6 protein-coding genes are annotated in these 3,078 nt (G+C 44.8%); 2 read left to right on the forward strand and 4 right to left on the reverse strand.

Annotated elements, in window-relative coordinates; all coding sequences use genetic code 11:
* Positions 1-129: 129 nt before the first annotated feature.
* The 4 genes from ACEW9I_RS03695 to ACEW9I_RS03710 all read right to left on the reverse strand — a co-directional run bounded on the left by ACEW9I_RS03695 (position 130) and on the right by ACEW9I_RS03710 (position 1,830).
* Positions 130-252, reverse strand: a complete 123-nt coding sequence (locus ACEW9I_RS03695; RefSeq protein ID WP_373539020.1) for a hypothetical protein — start codon at positions 250-252, stop codon at positions 130-132.
* 17 nt (positions 253-269) lie between these two features.
* Positions 270-878 (reverse strand): Uma2 family endonuclease, encoded by a 609-nt coding sequence (locus ACEW9I_RS03700; protein WP_373539021.1) that lies wholly within the window; start codon positions 876-878, stop codon positions 270-272.
* Positions 879-1,000: 122 nt separating this feature from the next.
* The gene (locus tag ACEW9I_RS03705) at positions 1,001-1,501 is read right to left on the reverse strand and encodes a type II toxin-antitoxin system YhaV family toxin (RefSeq protein ID WP_373539022.1); all 501 of its coding nucleotides are present in this window, start codon (positions 1,499-1,501) and stop codon (positions 1,001-1,003) included.
* Positions 1,498-1,830, reverse strand: coding sequence for a type II toxin-antitoxin system PrlF family antitoxin (locus tag ACEW9I_RS03710; protein WP_373539023.1), 333 nt, complete (start codon positions 1,828-1,830; stop codon positions 1,498-1,500). The genes ACEW9I_RS03705 and ACEW9I_RS03710 overlap by 4 nt, the downstream gene beginning before the upstream one ends.
* A 270-nt stretch (positions 1,831-2,100) precedes the next feature.
* Between ACEW9I_RS03710 and ACEW9I_RS03715 the strand changes: the two genes are divergently transcribed.
* Positions 2,101-2,619 carry a hypothetical protein gene (locus ACEW9I_RS03715; RefSeq protein WP_373539024.1) on the forward strand — a complete coding sequence of 173 codons (519 nt, stop codon included), beginning with the start codon at positions 2,101-2,103 and terminating at the stop codon, positions 2,617-2,619.
* A gap of 120 nt (positions 2,620-2,739) precedes the next feature.
* Positions 2,740-3,078: hypothetical protein (locus tag ACEW9I_RS03720; protein WP_373539025.1), on the forward strand; the 339-nt coding region annotated here is incomplete at its 3' end.

Consider the following 3,078-nt stretch of genomic DNA (forward strand, 5'->3'; position numbering starts at 1 on the left):
TGGTCAGGTGAGAGTCCGAACAGCGAGGTAGACTCGACTTAATAGGTGTCAAACTAGGAGCCGTGTGCGGTTAACGTCGCACGCACGGTTCTGAACGAGAGGTGTCCTCAAGTAATTGAGGCATCGACTCTAATCATCCCATACTCCAGGTGCAACTGGTTTGATAGTCAACCGATCGTCCACAGCAGATCCACCAACGAGATTTGGGGGCATAGTGCGGACAATCTTAATTGCTGGTAGGTCGATTGCCATATTTATCTGAGTGCGAACTAAAATATCGATCGTAGATCCAGCACGAAACCAGGAAGCACGTCCTCACCACTAAGAGTTTCGGGAGCTGCCAGAATCTCTACATCTTGCCCCAGACGGTAAATCTCGACCTGTTGCTTTTGCGGATCGATGAGCCAGCCTAAGCGCACACCATTGTCACGGTACTCTAACATCTTTTCTTGCAGCTTCGACAGACGATCGGTATCAGATCGCAGCTCGATAACAAAATCGGGAGCTAGCGGAATGAATTTCTTCCGCTGTTCGGGTGTCAAAGCCGACCACCGCGATCGCTCTACCCAAGACGCATCAGGGCATCGCTGGGCACCATTGGGCAAGATAAATGCACCTGAAGAGCTGAAAGTTTCTCCCAGCCCAGTTTGTTCGCTCCAGTTAGTCAGTCGAGTAATTAACTTTGATTCTGTCCTACTACTCTCTCCCCCAGTTGGTGCCATAATTTCTAATTCTCCGTCCTTAGTTAACTCTAGCGATCGATCTGGGTTGAGTTCGCACAAAATCTCGAACTGCTCCGGTGTGACCCGTAGCAAGCGATCGATCACATTTAGCGATACTGATGTTTGGGTTTCTGGACTATTGTCTAGTAATTGCATAATTAAAACTCCAATTTACATCTATCTAAGCGTGCGATCGGGATCGCTGTAAAATAGTGCCACTGATCGCTAAAACTGTCTCTGTTTTCGCATTAGTTTGATACTCCTGTCAAAAACTGACGTTACATTTCTAGGTTGACTCGATCCAGGCGGTCGATTTCACCTTTTACCGCTGCTAGTAATTCATCCCAATTATCGGGAGGATAACCGCGATCCAGCATCTTCTTAAAAACTAGATAGGCATCGGTGTTACTATCATAGGCGCGTTTAGTGCCCTCATCATTAACCCAAGCGTAGACGATAATTCTACTCTCTTGATGATATCGAAAAAACAATCGGTACTGCTGGAAAAACTTAGCCCTAAACCAGTGTTTATAGTCATCGCCCAGCGTTGCACCCTGTCGATATACGGGCAGAGTCGGGTCTTGAGGAATAACATCAAAGGCTAACTTGGCGATTGCGGCTAACCGCTTGGTCGCATTTTTCTTGTGATAATCCTGTGGATACTTCTGCCACAGATTTGCAACTTGGGTTAAGAGTTCTTCAACCTGTAAGAGAAACAGATCGTGAGCAAATATAGTCCATTCATTAATTACTAGCGGCTGCGGTTCGGCTTCACTCATTCGTCGTCATCCGTTAGTGGAGCATCGAGATCGAGATTGACATTAGCGACTAACGATCGAATTCGATCGACCAAATCGGAACTAACCTGTCGGATATGCTGGGGATTAGTTTGGATATCTTGTGCTAGAAAATTTAGAAACTGTCCCAACAGCGGATCGTTATTTTCATCCTCAATGCGCGCGATCGTCACTTGCCCATCAGACCCAATGGTATATGAGATCCGATCGCGCTTATTTAAGCCCAATACTTTGCGAATGGGATCGGGAACAGTCGTCTGGTAACGATCGGTTAAAGTAGATTCCGAGCATGGGGTTGATGGGGTAGCCATTGCAACTTGTCAACTGGTGGGTAAACTCTATCTCTAAAGTAATGCAATTGCATTGTCTTGTCAATCATGCTCTCCTTTCCCCTTTACCCCTTCCCATTTCCCCTCACAATCGCTAGTTACATGCAATTACAAAGTTATAAACACATGATAAGCAAAATTATCGCGCATTAGACTATGATTAGACAAAATTTCAGGAGCAGTCCATGTATGATATAATTAGATAGGGAGAAACACGACTCAGCGCAAGGCTTTTGGAGACATTGTAACATTATGACTTATCAAGAAATCGTTAAGGCGATCGCAAGTCTTCCTGTCACAGAGCGGGATAGTTTAGTTGAACTAATGTGCCAGCAGCAAATTGAGCAACGACGAGATGAAATTGCCGCAACTGGAGAGCAAGTTCGTCAAGCTGTCAAAATGGGCACAGCTCAGAGTTTTGATAATGTCGAAGACTTAAAATCGTATTTACAGACAGACTCAGAGGATGAAGTTCATTATATCGATCGGGATGGTAATCCTTTGAGCTATCACATTAAAGATTTATATCCTACAGAAGTAGGTTATGACTATGTAACCAGTCAAGGCAAAATTTTCGATACCTGTCTTCCAGATTTAGCCAGTAAGTATGCTGGCAAATATGTTGTATTTGAAGATGGTCAAACGATCGATAGCGATCTTGATGAAGATAGTTTACTCAATCGGATTTGGCAGACTGAATTCGCAATTAATAGACGAGATCGATATCACGGGATATTTTGCGAATTAGTGCCAGAAAAGTTAAATGATTAAATTCTCATATACTAGGTACCCTGGTAATATTTCACCAATTCCAATCGTTAATTTCCATTTCAGAAGTTTAGAGTTTCCGCTCCTAATTACCTCTACCGATTTAGGGATTCTTGACACTGGATGGCTAAATCTAGAGAAACCCCTCTTAAATGCCTCCGTTGCGCCCCCCTATCCCCAGCCGAAGCTAGGGCTAAACATCCTAACTGCTGGGATGATAAGCTTTGCACTGCTCGACGGTTTTACATTAATAATCGCGATCGCATCAACCAGAAGCGGGCGCGTAAACGGATCGAAACCAATCATCAAGTTTCCGCTCCTGATGTGAAGTATGGCATTCTTCATGTGTGGCGGGAGAACAGGGAAGATTCACCGATTCATGCGCTCGGGGTAGAGATTTGGGAGCAGAACACTAAGATTGCAATGGTGGCTCCCGTTCACTGTGCGGGGTGGTTGCCCAAT

The sequence above is a fragment of the Chamaesiphon sp. genome, assembly GCF_041738855.1.
GTDB lineage: Bacteria > Cyanobacteriota > Cyanobacteriia > Cyanobacteriales > Chamaesiphonaceae > Chamaesiphon.